Raw genomic sequence first — 320 nt, forward strand, 5'->3', positions numbered from 1 at the left:
CTTCAAGTAGTTCTGGTGGAGCCTGTCCTTGCGTTCCTCACGCTTGCGGATTTCCTCTAATTCCTCCGGGGTAAGCTCCACTTCGCCAAACGCAGGGGGAACGAAACGACCCACGAAATTGAAGTAAATCTCGACCTCCTGTGTGGTCTGTATACTGCCCTTGCGGTCACGCTCATGCACAAGGATTTTCTCAATAAACTCATTGAGCATGGCAATCGTCAGCTTGTCGAAGTTCTCATACTTGTCAATCAGAGCGATAAAACGGTCAGCGTCCTTTTCGTGCTTCTCGTAGCTCTTGATAGCCTTTTCCAGAACAGAGA

Annotated in this window: 1 protein-coding gene; it reads right to left on the bottom strand. The window is 49.1% G+C overall.

The annotated features are described in order from the left end of the window. A partial coding sequence (locus PZH32_RS12235) for a DUF4368 domain-containing protein (RefSeq protein WP_275208526.1) occupies positions 1 to 320 on the bottom strand: 320 nt, incomplete at both ends.

It is taken from the genome of Adlercreutzia equolifaciens (genome assembly GCF_029076695.1).
GTDB lineage: Bacteria > Actinomycetota > Coriobacteriia > Coriobacteriales > Eggerthellaceae > Adlercreutzia > Adlercreutzia equolifaciens_A.